The 17,081-nt window shown below is 61.8% G+C and carries 14 protein-coding genes and 1 tRNA gene; 8 read left to right on the forward strand and 7 right to left on the reverse strand.

What is annotated here, in order from left to right:
- Nucleotides 1-73: 73 nt before the first annotated feature.
- The 5 genes from HP556_RS22380 to rpmH all read right to left on the reverse strand — a co-directional run bounded on the left by HP556_RS22380 (nt 74) and on the right by rpmH (nt 3,700).
- On the reverse strand, nt 74-451 hold the full coding sequence (locus HP556_RS22380) for a DUF423 domain-containing protein (RefSeq protein WP_175368585.1): 378 nt from the start codon (nt 449-451) through the stop codon (nt 74-76).
- The gene (gene yihA, locus HP556_RS22385) at nt 451-1,101 is read right to left on the reverse strand and encodes a ribosome biogenesis GTP-binding protein YihA/YsxC (protein WP_120288259.1); all 651 of its coding nucleotides are present in this window, start codon (nt 1,099-1,101) and stop codon (nt 451-453) included. The genes HP556_RS22380 and yihA overlap by 1 nt, the downstream gene beginning before the upstream one ends.
- 135 nt (nt 1,102-1,236) lie before the next feature.
- Nucleotides 1,237-3,105: a membrane protein insertase YidC gene (yidC, locus tag HP556_RS22390; RefSeq protein ID WP_093759796.1), complete on the reverse strand. Its 1,869-nt coding sequence runs from the start codon at nt 3,103-3,105 to the stop codon at nt 1,237-1,239.
- Between the two features lie 73 nt (nt 3,106-3,178).
- Nucleotides 3,179-3,541 (reverse strand): ribonuclease P protein component, encoded by a 363-nt coding sequence (gene rnpA / locus HP556_RS22395; protein ID WP_089262790.1) that lies wholly within the window; start codon nt 3,539-3,541, stop codon nt 3,179-3,181.
- A 24-nt stretch (nt 3,542-3,565) separates the two neighbouring features.
- Nucleotides 3,566-3,700 (reverse strand): 50S ribosomal protein L34, encoded by a 135-nt coding sequence (gene rpmH / locus HP556_RS22400; protein WP_011471298.1) that lies wholly within the window; start codon nt 3,698-3,700, stop codon nt 3,566-3,568.
- 446 nt (nt 3,701-4,146) lie between these two features.
- Between rpmH and HP556_RS22405 the strand changes: the two genes are divergently transcribed.
- Both HP556_RS22405 and HP556_RS22410 read left to right on the forward strand, forming a co-directional pair.
- Entirely contained in the window at nt 4,147-5,574 is a 1,428-nt protein-coding gene (locus HP556_RS22405; RefSeq protein WP_175368586.1) for an ATP-binding protein, read from the forward strand.
- 150 nt (nt 5,575-5,724) lie between these two features.
- Nucleotides 5,725-5,801, forward strand: a tRNA-Arg gene (locus HP556_RS22410).
- A 453-nt stretch (nt 5,802-6,254) separates the two neighbouring features.
- Here HP556_RS22410 and HP556_RS22415 read toward each other — a convergent pair.
- On the reverse strand, nt 6,255-11,081 hold the full coding sequence (locus tag HP556_RS22415) for an NAD-glutamate dehydrogenase domain-containing protein (protein ID WP_175368587.1): 4,827 nt from the start codon (nt 11,079-11,081) through the stop codon (nt 6,255-6,257).
- 379 nt (nt 11,082-11,460) lie between these two features.
- Nucleotides 11,461-12,249 carry an IclR family transcriptional regulator gene (locus HP556_RS22420; protein ID WP_175368588.1) on the reverse strand — a complete coding sequence of 263 codons (789 nt, stop codon included), beginning with the start codon at nt 12,247-12,249 and terminating at the stop codon, nt 11,461-11,463.
- A 135-nt stretch (nt 12,250-12,384) separates the two neighbouring features.
- Between HP556_RS22420 and HP556_RS22425 the strand changes: the two genes are divergently transcribed.
- The 6 genes from HP556_RS22425 to HP556_RS22450 all read left to right on the forward strand — a co-directional run bounded on the left by HP556_RS22425 (nt 12,385) and on the right by HP556_RS22450 (nt 17,018).
- Nucleotides 12,385-13,350 (forward strand): Bug family tripartite tricarboxylate transporter substrate binding protein, encoded by a 966-nt coding sequence (locus HP556_RS22425; RefSeq protein WP_175368589.1) that lies wholly within the window; start codon nt 12,385-12,387, stop codon nt 13,348-13,350.
- 3 nt (nt 13,351-13,353) lie between these two features.
- Nucleotides 13,354-13,962 (forward strand): flavin reductase family protein, encoded by a 609-nt coding sequence (locus HP556_RS22430; protein ID WP_068732840.1) that lies wholly within the window; start codon nt 13,354-13,356, stop codon nt 13,960-13,962.
- Between the two features lie 89 nt (nt 13,963-14,051).
- Entirely contained in the window at nt 14,052-14,912 is an 861-nt protein-coding gene (locus tag HP556_RS22435) for a fumarylacetoacetate hydrolase family protein (RefSeq protein ID WP_175368590.1), read from the forward strand.
- Nucleotides 14,909-15,718 (forward strand): 2-oxo-hept-4-ene-1,7-dioate hydratase, encoded by an 810-nt coding sequence (gene hpaH, locus HP556_RS22440; RefSeq protein WP_420878692.1) that lies wholly within the window; start codon nt 14,909-14,911, stop codon nt 15,716-15,718. Before HP556_RS22435 ends, hpaH begins: the two co-directional genes overlap by 4 nt.
- A 22-nt stretch (nt 15,719-15,740) precedes the next feature.
- On the forward strand, nt 15,741-16,133 hold the full coding sequence (locus HP556_RS22445; protein WP_175368592.1) for a RidA family protein: 393 nt from the start codon (nt 15,741-15,743) through the stop codon (nt 16,131-16,133).
- 12 nt (nt 16,134-16,145) lie between these two features.
- Entirely contained in the window at nt 16,146-17,018 is an 873-nt protein-coding gene (locus tag HP556_RS22450) for an amidohydrolase family protein (protein WP_175368593.1), read from the forward strand.
- The last annotated feature ends 63 nt before the right edge of the window (nt 17,019-17,081 follow it).

A 17,081-nucleotide genomic window follows, 5' to 3' on the forward strand; every position in this document is an offset into this window, starting at 1 on the left:
GCAATCTGCGGCGCGTTCTAGCCGATTGATTGCCGCCGCGCAAAGCATCGCTGCTCTGTCCAGTGGCCCGGCGTCAGGTGGGGCGCGGCCAAGCTGCGGATACCGCCAGCGCCAGCCAGCTCAGGATCAGCAGGGTGCCGCCGGTCGGGGCGGCCATTGTGAACAAGCCGTGACCGACATATTGGCGCAGGGTCAGGTCGCCGGCGAAGATCGCGGCAGCAATGACGAAGCCGAACGCAGCTGTCAGGCCGATCTGCAGATGGGCGACGCCGCGCTCGATCAGGGCGACGGCACCGAGAATGGCGGCGGCATGAAACAGCAGCATCGAGGAGGCCGAGGCCAGCCGCGTCGCGTCCGGCTGATGCGCCGAAGCGGCGGCGAGAATGACGCCGTCGGCGCCCATCACGCCAGCCAGGATGACAAGAATGCGAAACAGGCTAAAGCGGGTCATCAGTTGCGCTCGTTCAACAGGCGGACCATTGCAGCCCGCAATTCGGCCATGCCGTCACCGGTGCGCGACGATGTAACCAGCACGTCCGGAAAGGCTGCCGGATGAGTCCGCAACTCGGTGCGGACCTCTTCGAGGGTCTTGTCGAGTTCGCTCTTCTTCACCTGATCAGCCTTGGTCAGCACGATCTGGTAGCTGACCGCCGAGCGATCGAGGGACTTGAGCACGTCGAGGTCGACATCCTTCAGGCCATGCCGGGAGTCGATCAGGACGTAGACGCGCGCGAGGCTCGCCCGGCCCTGGAGGAAATTGTAGATCAGCTTGGTCCAGGACGCGATCTTGACCTTTGGCGCCGAGGCATAGCCGTAGCCGGGCATATCGACGAGCCGAAAGTCGGAGCCATCAGGACCTTCGAAGAAGATCAGCTCCTGTGTGCGGCCCGGCGTATGCGAGGTCCGCGCCAGCGCGTTGCGGCCGGTCAGCGAATTGATCAGGCTGGATTTGCCGACATTGGAGCGGCCGGCAAAGGCAACTTCCATCCCTGCCATTGGCGGCAGCGTCTCGATCGAGGGCGAGGCCCAGATGAACGTCCATTCGCCTGCAAAAAGCAGGCGGCCCTGTTCGATCAGCTTCGCATCGGTGTCAGTGGTCATGCGAAGTGGCTTTCTGTGCTGCTCCGGCCCTCATGGTGAGGAGGCGCGCAAGCGCCGTCTCGAACCATGAGCGCCCCGCCCTCGTCCTTCGAGACGCGGCCAAGTGGCCGCTCCTCAGGATGAGGGCTCCAAGGGTTACGTCTTCTTTTCAGCCGGCTTCTTCGCGAAGGTCGACTTCACGTTGTCGAACAGTTCGACCTTCACGCCGTTGCGATTCATGATGTAGGCCTGCTGCAGCACCGAGAGGGTGTTGTTCCAAGCCCAGTAGATCACGAGACCAGCCGGGAAGCCGGCGAGCATGAAGGTGAAGATCAACGGCATCCAGTCGAAGATCATCTTCTGCGTCGGATCCGGCGGTGTCGGATTCAGCTTCATCTGGAACCACATCGTGATGCCCATGATGATCGGCCAGATGCCGAGCGCGAGGTAGTGACCGAACACCGGAATCGTCGTCGGATCGAAGGGGATCAGGCCGAACAGGTTGAAGAGATTGGTCGGATCATGCGCCGACAGATCCTTGATCCAGCCAAAGAACGGCGCGTGGCGCATTTCGATGGTGACGAACAGAACCTTGTAGAGCGAGAAGAACACCGGGATCTGCAACATGACGGGAAGACAACCGGCGATCGGGTTGATCTTCTCCTTCTTGTAGATTTCCATCATCTCCTGCTGCTGCTTCATCTTGTCGTCAGGGAAGCGCTCCTTGAGCGCCGCCAGCTGCGGCTGCACGGCCTTCATCTTCGCCATTGAGGCGTAGGACTTGCTGGCCAGCGGGAAGAAGATGATCTTCACCAGCACCGTCACCAGCAGAATGGCGATGCCGAAATTGCCGAACAGGTGGAAGAACCAGTCGAGCGCCAGGAACATCGGCTTGGTGATGAAGTAGAACCAGCCCCAGTCGATCAGAAGGTCGAAGTGGTTGAGGCCGAGCGCCTGATTGTAGCCGCCGAGGCCAACCGCCAGCGGGAAGTTGATGCCGACAGTGGCCGCTTCCTTGGCGCCGGCGAACAGGCGGGCATTGGCCGTGCCGGTGCCGCCGATGGCGATGGTCTGCGCGTCCTGCAGATAGTCGGTCTGGTAGGTCCGCTGGGTGCCGGTCAGGTTCGATGAGAAACGGGCTTGCAGCTGTGCATTGGTGTCGGGCAGCAGCGCCGAAGCCCAATATTTGTCGGTGATGCCGAGCCAGGCATTGGTGACCTTGAAATTCACCGCCTTGGCTTCGTCGATCTTCTTGTAACCGTATTCCTGCAGGCCCTGGTCGCCGAGATAGCCGACGAGGCCTTCATGCAGGATGTAATAGCCTTCGACATGCGGCGTGCCGTGGCGCGAGATCAGCGCGAAGGGATACAGCGTCACCGGCGCGTTGCCGATATTGCTGACGTCATCCTTGACCGAGAACAGGTAGCGGTCGTCGATCGAGATGGTGCGGGTGAAAGTCAGGCCGTCGCCGTTGTTGTACTTGAGCACGACAGGCGTGGTCGGCGTCAGGGCGTTGGAGCCTTCCTGCTGCCACTGGGTGTTCTGGTCGGGAATCTTGGTGTTCGCACCGGCGGCGGCGACCCAGCCGAACTCGGCATAATAAGGCGCGGCAGTGCCGGAGGGGGAGAACAACACGATCGCCGGCGACTTCGGATCCACGGTGTCGCGGAACTTGGTCAGCGAGATATCGTCGAGGCGCGCGCCCTTCAGCGCGATGCTGCCGGAGATGCGCGGCGTGTCGATCTTGACGCGCTGCGACGCGGCAATGGCACTATCGCGGCTGACGATCGGAGCGTTGGCCGGCGCCACATTCGTGGGTGCGCCGCCTGCGGCGGTGGAATTCGCGGTCGGCGTCGTGCTGCCGGGCGTGGCGTTTGGCTGTGCGGTCGGGTTGGCGAGCTGGGTCTGCGTCGCGGTCTGTGCGCGCTGCTTCTCCATCTGCGGGATGTTGTAGAAATATTGCCAGCCGATCAGCACCAGGCCGGACAGAATGACGGCAATGATGGTGTTGCGATTGTCGGTCATCGTTCAGGTCTCGTCATTCAAATGCGGGTGCGGCTCTCGCTTCCGGCTGCGCGCTTGTCGCAGGCTGAAAGCGTCAGGTCACGCTGGTTTTAGAAGATTGCGTCTTAGAAGATTGCCGATCGAGGCGGTGCAGCGCCGAGCGGAGGTCGTCGAGCATCATCGTGAAATCGCGTTGGAGCGCGACACGACGGCCGACTAGCACATAATCGCTGTGGGGTCGCATGGATAAGACATCGACGCGCTTCACCAGTTCGCGAAGCCTGCGCCGGATACGGTTCCGCTCGGTGGCGGTTCCGTTTTTTTTGGTCACGGTAAAGCCGACCCTGATCGGGCCGTCGTCGTCACGTCGCCGGGTTTGCATCACAAAGGCAGGGCTGTTCACCCGCGGCCCATTGGCAGCGGCGAGAAAGTCCGCCCGCTGCCGTAACCGGTCCATGATGAACTCTCGGAAGAGATCCGATCAGGCGCTGAGGCGCTTGCGGCCACGTGCGCGGCGCGCAGCCAGAACCTTGCGGCCGCCAACGGTCGCCAAGCGAGCGCGGAAGCCGTGACGGCGCTTGCGCACCAATTTGCTGGGTTGATAAGTCCGCTTCACGGGTCGTTCTCCGCTGACCGGGCAATTCGCCGAGTAATTTGAGGTAAGTCCTAAGATGTTGGCTCAACGAGCCATTTCCGGCCCAAAGACGAGCCGCACCCGATCCAAAACCGGGTCATCGCGGACAGTTGGCGGGCTTATACGGGAGCGTCCTGTTTTCGTCAATGTTGCCCTGTAGCGGTGTTCTGATCCGCCAAATTCTTGGAACCATGGGATTAATCCCAATTTCCCGGTGTTTTCAGGTTTTGGCGGTTGTGAAATTGCTCTATGGCTTAAGCGTGTTCGCTCAGCGGACAAATTTAAGAACTGGTCGCAAACATCATCGTAACAAATCGTCGTTGGACCCGTATCTCTCGATAGTTCAGCGTCAGACCGTGAGATCAGAGGCCAATATTGTGTCTTCGGCCGGCGAAAAGCCCATCGAGCCCGCGTTCAGGCTCGGCCCCATGCGACGGCTGGGGCTGTCGGGCAAGCTGTTGCTGCTCACTATTCCGCTGGTGCTGATTGCCGAAATTCTCATTTATGTGCCCTCGATCGCCAATTTCCGGATCAATAGGCTGAACGACAGGCTGGCCGCGGCCAATACGGCAGCACTGGTGCTGGACGCCGCGCCGCTCGGCATGGTCCCGGAATCGCTGTCGCGACAAATCCTGAGCAGCATCGGCGCCCGTGCGGTGGCCATCAAGATGGGCCAGCAGCGCCGTCTGCTCGCCAGCGCTGATCTGCCGGCGCAGATCGATCATGACATCGACATGCGGTCGATGACGGTGTGGTCGGCGATCGTCGATGCCTTCGAAGTCATGCTGGAAACTGGCGATCAGACGATGCGCATCATCGGGCCGGCGCCCGGCGGGGCGCAATTCATTGAAGTGGTGGTCGATGAATTGCCGCTGCGGCAGGCGATGTATCGTTTCTCCAGCAATCTATTGTGGGTGTCGCTCGGACTGGCGATTCTCTCTGCCGGGCTGGTCTATCTGGCGCTGCATTATCTGTTCGTGCGGCCGATGCGGAATTTGACGGCTAATCTCGTCGCTTTCCATGAAAACCCCGAGAGCTCGGCGCGGATCATCGTGCCGAGCCAGCGCGCCGACGAAATCGGCGTGGCGGAGCGCGAATTGTCCGACATGCAGCGCGATCTCGTTTCGATGCTGCATCAGAAGAGTCGTCTCGCTGCGCTCGGCCTCGCGGTCTCGAAGATCAATCATGACCTGCGCAACCTGCTTGCGTCGTCACAATTGCTGTCGGATCAGCTCGCCAGCGTGCCCGATCCGCGCGTGCAGCGCTTCGCGCCGAAGCTAATGCGCTCGCTGGAGCGCGCCATCGCCTTCTGCCAGTCGACACTCTCTTATGGCCGCGCGCAGGAAGCTGCCCCTGATCGCAAGATGATTCTCGTTGAGCCGGTGGTCAACGAAGTCCGCGAATCGGCCGGGCTTGCGACCGACGTGTCGATCGGCTGGGTCAACGCCATCGAGCGCGGGCTGATGATTGATGCCGATCCCGACCAGTTGTTTCGCATTTTGCTCAATCTGGTCCGCAATGCGGCCCAGGCGCTGGAGGGGCAGCCGCAGAGCGACGTCGCCCCGCAGCAGATTCGCATCACCGGCCGCCGCGAAGGCGCTGTCACCATTCTCGAAGTGTCCGACACCGGCCCCGGCGTCCCGCAGCGGGCACGCGACCACCTGTTTGAAGCATTTCAGGGCTCGTCTCGCCCCGGCGGTAGCGGGCTGGGCCTCGCGATTGCGGCCGAACTGGTCCGCGCCCATGACGGCGATATTCACCTTGTGGAAGGCACTTTGGGCGCCACCTTCCGGATCAGCCTTCCGGACCGGCCGGTGGAACTGCACAGCATCCGCAACGAACGCGCGCGGGCCTGAGCCGTTTTTTCCGGCTATGTCACGGTAGTGAAATAAGCGGCTCAGGGCGCTTGCCAAGCCGGGCTCGACCCGGTAGCTATGGCCCGCTTTCGCAAACATCGTTTCCGAAACGCATCCGGTGCTGGCGGCTTTCGCCCCACATCGCGGCACGCGCCCGTAGCTCAGCTGGATAGAGCACGTGACTACGAATCACGGGGTCAGAGGTTCGAATCCTTTCGGGCGCGCCATTTCCGCTTCATTGTGATGCGCCAATCATCGTCGCCATTGCTGCGCTTCTCGTAGCTTACGGGATCCTTGCCACAACGTCGGGCCGGTTTTTCTCGAGCCAGGCTACGGCCTCGGGTCCATCGACGACGCACTCGAAGGTTTCCCAGGTGGGGTCCTCCAGGGATTCCGGTTGCAGTCGCTTCGCTGCATACTCAACGAGGTCGTGCAAGCGTTCGTATCCTCGTCGGCTCTCGAGGGAATCTGCAATCGCTGTGCTGGCCCATCCGCGTTCGGCCAAATCGATAATGCTCGGAGCGTTAGCCTCGCTGAACCAGGGTGTGGCATCGAACTCGATGCAGCGGACATTATCAGCGGTATGGCAAGTAGCGTGGATCATTGGGGGGCTCCGTTCGCTGGCTAACAACCTGCGCTAGCATTGCTCTTTAGAGTTTCACATCGCTGCTACGCACGCCTCAGCCTTTGACCAAGTCCCCCAGCAGGTTTGCCGCCACCATCAGTTTGGCGAGCGTCAGGCCGCCAGCAGCAATCTCCTCGACTGCGCGGCGGATGCGCGTCGCCTCGGGATGAGCTGCAAGCCAGGTCTCCGCAGCCTGTTGGCCGGATTGGCCGGTTGCCAACATATCCGCAGCGAGGCCTCTTTCGGCAGCCGCGATCAGGTCGACGGCGCGGTCGATGGCGAGGCGTTCGAAACGATCGCTGGCCGGCACGCTGCGCGCGGCGACGATGATGCGATCGAGACGGAAATTGGCCTCGGCGGCAAAGAACGTCGCGGCGGCATCGCCGATGCTGCGGCCGGTGCGCTCGGCGACCGTCACGATGTCCGGCGCCGAGACCAAGGTGTCGAGATCGGCCAGTTCGCCGGCGAGGCCATACGGGACGCCGGCATCGGTCAGCTCCTGCCGGCGCTTGCCACGCGCGGCCTGCAAGTCCGGTGGCAGGGTGTTGTCGAGAGAGGCGCTGATCTCGCGGATACCCGGGCCGAAACGTGCGATCACCGCCTCGAGGCCATCCTTGAAATCAATATTGCGCACGTACCAGACCATGCGGGAAAGCAGAAGGTCCTGGACCGCCTCATAGAGGGACAATTGCAACTGCCCTTCGATGCAGGCGTCGAGCGTATCGATCGCATCATTTAGCCACTTGAGCCCGTAGGATTCATCCACCGCCACATAGGCCATGACGATGGTGGGGATATCGGCATCGGTTTCGTCGATCAGGCGCACGATACACGCCGGGCCGCCGCGGTTGATGACCGTATTGACGAGGCTGGTCGCGATGATTTCGCGTCGGAGGCGATGGAACTCTACCGCTGTCGGGAACCTGTCCTGAACCTGGCCCGGAAAATACCTGGAGAGCTCGCGGGCGAGATAAGGATCGTCCGGCACGCTGGTGCCGAGCAGGTCGTCGTAGAGCGTCAGTTTGGCGTAGGCGAGCAACACGGCAAGTTCAGGCCGCGTCAGGGACTGCCCGCGTCGTGTGCGCTCGGTGATCGCGGCGTCGTCGGGCAGGAATTCGACTGCGCGGCTGAGCAGGCGGCGCTGCTCGAGCGACTGCATGAGGCGAGTGAGGAAGCCGGTTTCGGCCACGCCCTTGCGTTCAGCGAGCGAGAGCGCGAGCGTCTGCAGATAGTTGTTGCGCAGGACCAGCGCACCGACATCGTCGGTCATCGCGGCAAGCAGGGTGTTACGGTCAGCCGGGCTGAGGCGTCCCTCGCGCTCGGGGCGGGCCAATGCGATCTTGATATTGACCTCGACGTCGGACGTATTCACACCGGCCGAATTGTCGATCGCGTCGGTGTTGAGCTTGACGCCCGTCTGCGCCGCTTCGATGCGGCCGCGCTGAGTGACGCCGAGATTGGCGCCTTCGCCGATCACCCTGGCGCGAACGTCGGTCCCGGTGATGCGGATCGGATCATTGGCGCGGTCGCCGGCCTGATCGTCGCTCTCCACCGACGCCCGGATATAGGTGCCGATGCCGCCAAACCACAGTAGGTCTGCGCGCGTCTTCAGGATCGCCGTCATCACCTCGAAGGGCGTCGCCTGCGGCTTGTCGAGATCGAGCAGGATGCGCACTTCCGGTGCGAGCGGAATCGCCTTGAGGGAGCGCGAGAACACGCCGCCGCCTTGGGAGATCAGCGATTTGTTGTAGTCCTGCCAGCTCGATCGCGGCATGTCGAACATGCGCTTGCGTTCGGCGTAGCTGATCGCCGGATCGGGAGAGGGATCGATGAAGATGTCGCGGTGATCGAACGCCGCAACCAATTTCGTCGCGGGCGAGAGCAGCATGCCATTGCCGAAGACGTCGCCGGACATATCGCCCACGCCGACCACGGTGAAAGGCATGGTCTGAATGTCGGTGCCGAGCTCGCGGAAGTGGCGTTTGACCGCCTCCCAGGCGCCTCGCGCCGTAATCCCCATCTTCTTGTGGTCGTAGCCCTGGCTGCCGCCGGAGGCGAAGGCATCGCCGAGCCAATGGTTCTTCTCGGCCGAAATCGCGTTGGCGATGTCGGAGAAGGTGGCGGTGCCCTTGTCGGCGGCGACGACCAGATAAGGATCGTCGCCATCATGCCGCAAGGTCGAGTCGGGCGGGAGGAGGTCGTCGCCGTCGAGATTGTCGGTGAGTTCGAGCAGTGAGCGAACGAAGATGCGATAGGCTTCGGTGCCTTCCGCGAGCCACGCATCGCGGCTGGAGAGAGGCGGCAGGCGCTTGGGCACGAAGCCGCCTTTGGCGCCGACCGGCACGATCACGGCGTTCTTGACCTGCTGGGCTTTGACCAGGCCGAGAATCTCGGTGCGGAAATCCTGCGGCCGATCGGACCACCGTAGTCCGCCGCGCGCAACCTTGCCGAAGCGCAGGTGAATGCCTTCGACGCGGGGGGAATAGACGAAAATCTCGTAGAGCGGTCGTGGAGCGGGCAGGTCCTCGATTCCGCGCGCGTCGAACTTGAAGGAGATCACCGGACGCGGATGTCCGTCCTCGCCGACCTGCCACAAATTGGTGCGGATGGTGGACTGCACCAGATTGGTGAAACGGCGAAGGATGCGGTCTTCGTCGAGCGATGCGACGGATTTGAGCTGCTCCTCGATATCGGCAAGGAGCGCGGTCTGCCGGGCCGAGCGCTCGGAATCAGTAAGGGTGAGCCGTGGATCGAGGCGGGCCTGGAACAGCGCGACGAGGTTGGCGGTGATCGCTGCATTCTTGCGCAGAGTCTCCCACATATAATCCTGGCTGAACGGCGCGCGGATCTGGTGCAAATAGCGGGACAGCGCCCGGATGGTCGAGACTTCGCGCCAGCCCAGGGCCGTACGCAGGATCAGCCCGTTATATCCGTCGGATTCGGCTCGATCACCGACCACCGCCATGATCGAGGCTTCGAGCCGATGGCTGAATTCCCGGTTGATCTCGATCGGCTGGCCGTCGCTGGTCTCGATCGTCATGTCGTGCAGCCACACCGGCTCAGGCCTGGCACCGGGCACGATCTGATAGGTACGTTCATCGACCACGCGCAGGCCGTGATTTTCGATCACCGGCACGCGATAGGACAGCGACAGCGGCGCGGCATCCGAGAACACCTTCAGGCCGAAGCGTCTGGGATCGTCCTCGCCCTCGAAGCGATGAACCGAAATCGTCACCGGGCGGGTTGGCGTGAGCCTTTCGATGGTGGCGATATCGGCTATCGCCTGTTCCGCCGTGGAAACCTCGGTATAGCCGCCGGTAAAGGCCTGGGCATAGCGATTGGCGAGCATGCGCGCCCGCATGCCATCGGTAGAAGCAGTCAGCGCGGCCTTCAGCTTGTCGGCCCAGGTCGCGGCAATGGCGCTGATCCCGGCTTCCAGCGTGGCGCGCTCGACGGCAGGAGTCTTACCTTCATAGCGTCCGATGATGTAGTGAACGCGCGTCAATGCTCCTTCGGGGAAAGACACGTAGGAGGCCGCCTGCATCCCTTTGTAGATCTGCGACAGGAAGGCGCCGACGCGCATGCGCACATCAGTGTCGTATTTGTCGCGCGGAATGAAGACGAGGATGGAGACGAAGCGATCGAACTTGTCGACCCGAGCGAGGGCCCGGACGCGGGGGCGCTCATAGAGGATCAGGATCTCCATGACGAAATTGAAGAGGGTGTCGACGTCGACCTGGAATAGTTCGTCTCGCGGATATTCCTCGAGGATATGCATCAGCGCCTTGCCCGAATGGCTGTTCGGATCGAAGCCGGCGCGCTGGAGCACCCGCGATACCTTGTGGCGAACATAGGGGATCTGTCGTGCCGAGCGCGTATAGGCGCCTGAGGTGAACAGGCCGACGACTCGTAGTTCACCCTCGAGCCGGCCGTCGGGCGCATAGAGCTTGATGCCGATATAATCCATCCGGATGCGGCGATGAACGCGACTACTCACATTGGCCTTGATGACGATGAGTAGGGTCGGCTCGCGCATGAACTCGCGAATTTCCGACGTCATCACCACCATTTCGTTGCCCCGGCGCAGGACCTTTACATCGGGGTCGCGGAGGATGCCGAGGCCCTCAGCGGTCGTGATGTCGTCCGACGCATCGCTGTCGGGCGAGAAGCGATATTCGCGCACGCCGAGAAAGGTGAAATTGTCCGCGCACAGCCATTGCAGGAACTGGTTGGCCTCGGCGACCTCGTCGATCGGCAGCGGCGGTGGATTGGAAGAGAAAGTCTTGATCGCGTTCTCGACGCGGTCGCGCATGACGCGCCAGTCCGCGACGCTGGCGCGCACGTCGCTTAACGTCCTGGTGAGGCCGTCAATCAGCCTCTCGCGGTCAGCGTCGGCGTCGAGGCGGGTGATGTGGAGGTGAATCAGGCTCTCGCGCGCGCCCTTTGCCCCTTCAGGCAGTGCTTCACCGTGGAAGTGCAGGAGCTTGCCTTGGTCATCGCGCTCCACCGCGATGATGGGGTGAGCGACGAGGGTGACTTCGATGCTCTGCTCGGCGAGCTCCGCCATGATGGAATCGAACAGGAAAGGCATATCGTCGTTGAGAATTTCGAGCACGGACATTTCGCGTCCGTCCGGCATCATCGGATTGACGACGCGGATATCGGCACGACCCGCCGTGCGTCGCTGTACATGCTCCCAGGCTTGCTCCGCCAGGAAGGCAAGCGAGGAGGCATCGTAACTGGCGAGGTCCTCGGCATTGGTGTAGCCGAACATAAGCTCGGCAAAGGTTCGGGGAGCCTTGCCCGGCTGCACGCTTCCCGCCGCGTCGCGGATCAGAGTTGCCCGGGCCTTGTCGTCACGCCACGCCATAGCGTCCTCCACGTCCCAGCCAACTCACCGCAATTACGGTCGGCCGTTGTTTTTGGAGTGCATCTCTTCGTGCGCCATCGTTTCCCGACCGCGTTTCAATCGCACAGGTGAAATCTTCGGTCGTGCGGTCTTGACTATGTTAGCACCCCGGAGCCGCCGTGGCGCGCGGAGTTGTGAGGTGTGTCTTGAGGCCGGAATCGATGCTGACGAGCCTCACGCCATGGGGCGTCTTATGAAATCACAAGCAATTTCAATCATGTATAAGTTCGTGGCTGTATTCCGAATGGCGCGTCAGACTTTTCCGTTCAGATTAGAACAGCTAGCCGTCGATTGGCTGCTCAATCGCTGCTGATCGCAAGCGGACCTTTGCCTTGGATTGGGCCCGCGTCCCTTACCGGATTTTCTGCTCGACCTCGTAAGCTGCCTTCAGAAGCGTTTCGACAACTTCCTGCTCGCGTCGCGGGCCGAGCCGTGTTCGGACGGCCGATATGGTGAGGGCCGCCGCCGGGTCGCCGTCGGCTGTCTTGATCCAGGTCGAAATCGATTTCGTGCCCTGGACCAACCCGACTTCGCGCACGCCATAGCCCCTGCGCCGGGCGTCGGTGATTTCTGACAACACGGTCTGCCGGTCGGTCCGATATCCCGCGAATCGAGGTTCATTCGTCGCAGCGATCCGGCGTGATTCTTGAGCCGGTAACGCGGCCAGGATGGCGACCCCTGCGCTGCTGACGCCGAGCGGCCGCCGCGCACCGACGGCGATCGAGAGTACCTGGATCGGATATGAGCCAATTCTCCTATCCACGCATAAAGTGTCGTTGCCGGTGCGCACCGTTAGAAACAGTGTATCGCCGACCCGTTGCGACGTTTCGCGCAAAATGTCGTCCGCCGCTGCGAGCAATGGCGAGCGCGATGGGCGAGCGAGTGCCAATTCAGGGACCTGCGTGCCGATGGCGTAGCGACCCGAGCGCTCGTGGCGCTCGACGAGGCCTTCCTCCATCAGGACATGGAGGATCCGGTGTACGGTAGGGCGCGATAGACGCGTCGCTTGGACGACTTCTTTCAGCGGCAATCCGCTCTCACCGCCCGCTGCAAGCACGCGCAGGAGGAAGAGCGCGCGCCGGATCGCCTGTGCGCCTTGTCGCGGCTCCGGGTCGAGTGTTGTCGGCAATCCATTGTCCATAATGTGGACAATAACCGCACATTGGCATCGACAAGTAAAGCGGGTGAACCAATGGTCCGCCGTAAGAGCGCTGGTCCCAATCGGCGTCGAACATACGGTTAGCGGCGTGAAAGCCGCATCTGGCGGGAGGAAATGATGAGGTCGCTATGGATCGCTGCAGCCATTGTTGCGACGCTGGTTAATGGCGCGGCGACGGCTCAGGAATGGCCCACGCGCATTGTCAAACTGATCGTGCCCTATCCGGCCGGCGGCAATGTCGATAGCGCGGCGCGCATCGTCGCGGATCGGCTGCAAGAGAAATTGGGCCAGCCCTTCGTGATCGAAAACAAGTCGGGCGCTGGCGGCATGATCGCCGGGGAAGCGCTGGCGAAAGCGCCGAATGATGGCTACACGCTCATGGTCGGCGCCAACGGTCCGGTTCTCTTCGCTCCCGAAATCAACAAGCGCGACGCCTACAACTGGAAGCGCGACTTCCTGCCGATCTCGAGCATCTCGATGACGCCGCTGGTGCTCGAGGTTCATCCTTCCGTGAAGGCTACGTCGTTCGCCGAATTGCTCGAACTCGCGAAGCGCGATCCGGGCAAGCTGACGATGGCCTCTCCGGGGCCGGGCACCACCAATCACCTGCTTAGCGAACTCATGCAGTCCAAGCTCGAGATTCGTTGGGTGACGGCGCATTATCGCGGCAACGCGCCCGCGACCAATGACCTTCTCGGCGGACAGGTTCAGTTCGCATTCGATCAACTGTCGGTCAGCCTTCAATATATCAAGAGTGGAATGGTGCGCGCCTTGGCGGTCACGAGCCCACATCGACTGAAGACGCTTCCGGACGTGCCCACTTTCGCTGAGCTCGGCTATCCGGATTTCGACGGCCAGACCTTCACGGGGCTGTTTGCCCCGGCGGGCACCCCCGCTCCCATCGCCGATAAATTGAACAAAGTGCTGGTTGAGATACTCAAAGAGCCAGGCGTGATCGACAAGTTCGAAAAGCTTGGCGCCGAAGCGCTCCCGATGACGCCAGGTGAGTTCAGAGCCTATCTCGATCGCGAGGACGCCAAGTGGATTCCGGTCGTGCGCAAGGCCAACGTAAAGGCGGATTGACGAATGAAGATCGATCCCGCTGAACTTGGTGCCGAAAAGGCTTATCGTCTGCTCACCGGCATCGTCGTCCCGCGACCGATCGCATGGGTGACCAGCCTGTCGCAGGCAGGTACCGTCAACCTTGCGCCGTTCAGTGCTTTCACCTTCGTCTCGCCCAAGCCGCCGATGCTGGCAATCAGCGTCGGCCGCAAATCAGGCGTCTACAAAGACACGGCGCGCAACATCCTGGATCGCGAAGAATACGTCATTCACATCGCGGATTCGCCGTTGATGTCTGCGGTTCACGAAAGCTCCGCCGAACATCCGCCGGAGGTGAGCGAGGTTGAAGTCCTCGGTCTCGAGACGACTCCCAGCGACCATATCGGGGTGCCGCGGCTGACGGCGGCGCCTATTGCGATGGAATGCCGATTTCGGCAATGCCTCGAATTCGGCGATACCCGCAGCCGGTTGATCGTCGGCGAAGTGGTCGCATTTCACATCAAGGATGATCTGCTCGCCAACGGCAAGATTGAAACCGAGAGCCTCGATCCGATCGCCCGCATTGCCGGCCCGCGTTACGCGCGGCTAGGCGAGATCTTCACGTTGAAGTCCGTATTCCAGACATCGAAGTAATTGGAAGAACGCCGCGGGCGCAGCTCGAGCAGCCGGTCCGGCACCGCGATCCGGCGGCAATCGATCCAGTGAATTATTCAGGAGCCTTCATGAAACTATGCAGCTATTCGACCGGCGGAAACAGCCGCTACGGCGTGGTGGCCGATGACGGCGTTATCGATCTCAGTGCATTGCTTGGATCGGAGTTTCCCGATCTGCGCAGCTTGATCGCCGGCAACGGGCTGGCAAAGGCGAAACGGGTGAGCGCCGGCCACAAGCCCGATCATCGACTGTCGGATCTGGTCTTGCTGCCGCCGATCCCGGCGCCGGAGAAGCTCTGGTGCATCGGGGTCAACTATAAGGACCGCAATGCTGAATACAAAGACAGCTCGGATTTGCCGAAATATCCGAGCCTGTTCGTCCGCAACCCGTCGTCGGTGGTCGGCTCCGATCAGCCGATCGAAAAGCCGAAGATCTCCGAGCAGCTCGACTACGAAGGCGAGCTCGTGATCGTCATCGGCAAGGAAGGTCGTCACATTACGCGAGAGAATGCGTGGTCGCACATCTTCGGCATGACTCTCTGCAACGAAGGCTCGGTGCGGGATTGGCTGCACCACGGCAAGTTCAACGTCACCCAGGGCAAGAATTTCGATCGGTCCGGCAGCGTCGGGCCGTGGATCGTCACGGCGGACGAATGCGATCCGCAAGGGACGCACGATATCGTCACGCGAGTGAACGGGGAGGAGCGTCAGAACGACTCGACAGAACGGCTGATGTTCACCTTCGACTATCTGATTTCCTATCTGTCGACTTTTGCCACCTTGAAGCCCGGCGACATGATCGCGACCGGAACGCCGACCGGCGCCGGCGCCCGCTTCACGCCGCCGCGTTGGCTCAAGCCAGGCGATGTCGTCGAGGTCGAGTCCAGGCAGATCGGCATTCTTCGCAACGTCGTCGCAGAGGAGAAATAACGGTGCTTGATCAGACGGTCATCGATACGCTGGCGCGTCGCCTCGACGAGGCGGAGCGGACCAAGACGCTCATCACCATGTTCACCGCTGACTATCCCGATCTCACCATCGAGGATGCCTATGCGATCCAGCGGACCTGGACAGCGCTGCAGCTCGAACGCGGGCGGGTGATCAAAGGCCACAAGATCGGCCTGACCTCGAAGGCGATGCAGAATGCGGTCAGCATCTCCGAGCCGGATTATGGCGTGCTGTTCGCCGACATGTTCTATCAGGATGCCGGCACCATCCCTTATGAGCGGTTCTTCGCGCCGCGCGTGGAGGTCGAATTGGCCTTCGTGCTCAAGACCGATCTGCGCGGGCCGGATTGTACGATCTTCGACGTGCTGAACGCGACAGCCTACGTCACGCCGGCGCTCGAAATCCTGGAAACGCGCATGCACCGCGTGCATCCGCAAAGCAAGAAGCCCCGCACGGTGGTGGACACGATCTCCGACAACGCAGCGAATGCCGCGCTTGTGGTCGGCGGTCGTCCATTCCGTCCGCTGGATGTCGATCTGCGCTGGGTCAGCGCGCTGCTGTTCCGGAATGGCCAGATCGAGGAGACCGGCGTCGCCGCCGGCGTGCTGAACCATCCGGCAAACGGCATCGCGTGGCTCGCCAATCGCCTCGCGCCGCACGACGAATATCTCGCTGCAGGCGAGGTGGTGCTCGCCGGATCCTTCACGCGTCCGATCGAGGTCAGCCGCGGCGATACGATACATGCCGATTACGGGCCGTATGGCTCGGTGTCGTGCCAATTCGTTTGACCGTTATCCGGAGACTGCAGCCATGACATCTTCCAGGCGCCGCCGCAGCGTTCATATCGGCGAGTTTAAGCACGCAAATCCGATTCCCAATGCCTGCCGCATCAACAATCTGCTGATGTCCGGCGTCATCCTCGGCCGCGATCCCAAGACAAGCGAGATGCCGCCCGATCTCGAAAGCCAGTGCGCCAACATGTTCGTGCATATGAAGGCGATCGTGGAAGCCGGGGGCGGCAGCACCGACGACATCATCAAGATGACGGTCTGGCTCAAGGATCGCAGCAATCGTGGGCCGGTCAATGTCGAGTGGCTCAAGATGTTTCCGGACGAACATTCGCGCCCGGCCCGTCATGCGCTCTCCATGGAGATGGAGGGCGGCGCCCTGGTGCAATGCGATTTCACTGCGGTGATCGATTAAAGGAGCAGACAGATGCCCGACTATCTTCCATTTGATCCAAACCCGCGCACGCCATCCCGCAAGCCGCCGCCGAAGAGCATCGACAGTCAGTTCCATGTGCTTGGTCCCGTGGAGCGCTATCCCGTCCGGTCCGGCGCTGCCTATCAGATGCCGACGGCGACCTGGGAGGCTGCGCTTCGGGTACACAAGGCGCTTGGTATCGAGCGCGGCATCATCGTGCAGACGACGACATATGGTGCCGATCATTCGGTGGTTCTGGACGGGCTGGCGGCGATGGGGCCGAACTACAAGGCCTGCGCGAATGCGCTGGTTTTCGCCGAACGCGACGATGCATATCTCGCCAAGCTGAATGACGCCGGCGTCGGCGGGGCGCGGTTCAGCTTCCGCAAGGAGCTCGGCGCCGTGCTTTCGGACAGCGACTACGAGCGCGCCATCGCACGTATTTCCGAACTCGGCTGGTACGCTAAATTCCAGCCGGAGAAGGACGGCATCGTCGCCAACCTCGACAAGATCGCGTCCCTCAAGGTGCCGGTCCTCATCGATCACATGGGCCGCCCGGATCCAACACTCGGCAAGAACGATCCGAATTTACGTGCGGTTCTCGATCTGCTGTCGAAGGGCAATTTCTGGGTGATGCTCTCGCTCGGCGAAAAGACGTCCAGGAAAGGTCCGCCGTGGGACGACGTCGTTCCTATCGCGCAAGCCTATCTCGAAGCCGCGCCCGATCGCTGCGTCTGGGCAAGCGACTGGCCGCACCCGGTATCGGTCGTCCAGCCGCCGAACGACGCCGACCTGCTTGGATTGCTCTATCGCTACGCGCCGGACGATGCCTTGCTGGAAAAGATACTAGTCACAAATCCGGCAAAGCTGTTTGGGTTCTCTTAATAGATCGTGGGCGGACACCCTGCCGGGAGCGGAGTCCGCTTCCGGCGGATATCCGGGATCGCC

The sequence above is a fragment of the Tardiphaga robiniae genome (genome assembly GCF_013359755.1).
GTDB classification, from domain to species: domain Bacteria; phylum Pseudomonadota; class Alphaproteobacteria; order Rhizobiales; family Xanthobacteraceae; genus Tardiphaga; species Tardiphaga robiniae.

Coding starts and splice junctions, on each gene's coding strand:
- HP556_RS22380 (WP_175368585.1), bottom strand. CDS start 451: ATGACCCGCTTTAGCCTGTTTCGCATTCTTGTCATCCTGGCTGGCGTG.
- rnpA (WP_089262790.1), bottom strand. CDS start 3,541: ATGGACCGGTTACGGCAGCGGGCGGACTTTCTCGCCGCTGCCAATGGG.
- HP556_RS22420 (WP_175368588.1), bottom strand. CDS start 12,249: ATGGACAATGGATTGCCGACAACACTCGACCCGGAGCCGCGACAAGGC.
- HP556_RS22425 (WP_175368589.1), top strand. CDS start 12,385: ATGAGGTCGCTATGGATCGCTGCAGCCATTGTTGCGACGCTGGTTAAT.
- HP556_RS22435 (WP_175368590.1), top strand. CDS start 14,052: ATGAAACTATGCAGCTATTCGACCGGCGGAAACAGCCGCTACGGCGTG.
- yidC (WP_093759796.1), bottom strand. CDS start 3,105: ATGACCGACAATCGCAACACCATCATTGCCGTCATTCTGTCCGGCCTG.
- HP556_RS22445 (WP_175368592.1), top strand. CDS start 15,741: ATGACATCTTCCAGGCGCCGCCGCAGCGTTCATATCGGCGAGTTTAAG.
- yihA (WP_120288259.1), bottom strand. CDS start 1,101: ATGACCACTGACACCGATGCGAAGCTGATCGAACAGGGCCGCCTGCTT.
- HP556_RS22405 (WP_175368586.1), top strand. CDS start 4,147: ATGCGACGGCTGGGGCTGTCGGGCAAGCTGTTGCTGCTCACTATTCCG.
- HP556_RS22450 (WP_175368593.1), top strand. CDS start 16,146: ATGCCCGACTATCTTCCATTTGATCCAAACCCGCGCACGCCATCCCGC.
- HP556_RS22430 (WP_068732840.1), top strand. CDS start 13,354: ATGAAGATCGATCCCGCTGAACTTGGTGCCGAAAAGGCTTATCGTCTG.